1 protein-coding gene is annotated in these 1,204 nt (G+C 25.3%); it reads right to left on the reverse strand.

All coding sequences use genetic code 11. The annotated features are described in order from the left end of the window. Positions 1 to 61: 61 nt before the first annotated feature. Positions 62 to 1,063: a S66 family peptidase gene (locus GBZ86_RS16065; protein ID WP_152892335.1), complete on the reverse strand. Its 1,002-nt coding sequence runs from the start codon at positions 1,061 to 1,063 to the stop codon at positions 62 to 64. Between the last annotated feature and the right edge of the window lie 141 nt (positions 1,064 to 1,204).

Here is a 1,204-nt window from a genome sequence, read left to right on the forward strand (position 1 = left end):
AATTCACATACTAAGTGTTTTAAATTTTTTTATAAAATTTCATATAAATTTAAAATTTTTTTTAATTACCACTAGGCATTAAAATAGTTACCTTTTTATTGGTTGCATCTAATTCAATATTACATCCAATAGGTAATGTTATCATAGGGTGAGTATGACAACAATCAAACTCTGCTAAAAATGGTAACTTTATATCTCCTAAAACTTCTAAAAGTATTTCATAAGGCTTTTTACCAGTACCTAAATCATTAAATAATTCATGTTTTCCAAGTAAAATACCTGAAATCTTATTAAACACTCCATTTATTTTTAAAAATGAAAAACTTCTTTCTAAAGTGGCTGCATCTTTTAAAGAATCTTCTATAAAAAGAATATCTCCCTTTTTAATTTCAGGCATATATTCACTACCCCAAATACCTGTTATAGTATTTAAATTCCCTCCAATTAATCTTCCGCAAGTTTTTCCATTATAAACTGTAACCCATTCATTAACTTGTTTTTCTTTACTTGTATTTTGAATCTCCCAATTAATATATTGTTCTGTCCAATATCCAGGGCAAGTTAATTGAAAAGGGCCCCTTGTATTTTTTACCAAAAGATTATAGAAATAATCATAAGTCCAATTCACAAAGGGTGGAAATTCACCAAATGAAGCTACTAAAGCAGGACCATAATAAGTGCTTATTCCTGTTTTTGCATATATTGCAAGTAGTATAGCAGTAACATCTGAGTATCCTATAATTATTTTAGGATTTTTAATAAAGGCATCATAATCAATATAAGGTAAAATAGAATTAGAATTCATACCTCCAATGGTAGACATTATACATTTTACCTTAGGATTTCTAATTAAATTGTTTAATTCTTCAGCTCTTTCTTTAATGCTTCCTGATCTATAAAAATCAATTTTGCCCGTTAAATTACCTTCTATTATTTCAAAACCTTTATTGGTTAAAAAATCTTTTCCACGTTTAAATCTTTTAGGACATGTTGCAGTTATAGGAGAAGATGGAGAAAATATTCCAATAGAATCTCCTTTTTGTAATTTTAATAATTTTTTCATTTTAATTAAATTGCTCCTTTAGTAATAACCTTTGCTTATTTATTAGATATATTTAATTATAGCATATAGATTATTAAAGACTAGAAGTATTTAATAATTAAATTTTTAAAATTTTTATATTATATTTTCTCTTTATATAAT

The organism is Clostridium tarantellae, assembly GCF_009295725.1.
GTDB classification, from domain to species: Bacteria; Bacillota; Clostridia; order Clostridiales; family Clostridiaceae; genus Sarcina; species Sarcina tarantellae.

Bases quoted from the DNA above. Each gene is read 5' to 3' on its own strand.
- GBZ86_RS16065 (WP_152892335.1), bottom strand. From the start codon at position 1,063: ATGAAAAAATTATTAAAATTACAAAAAGGAGATTCTATTGGAATATTT.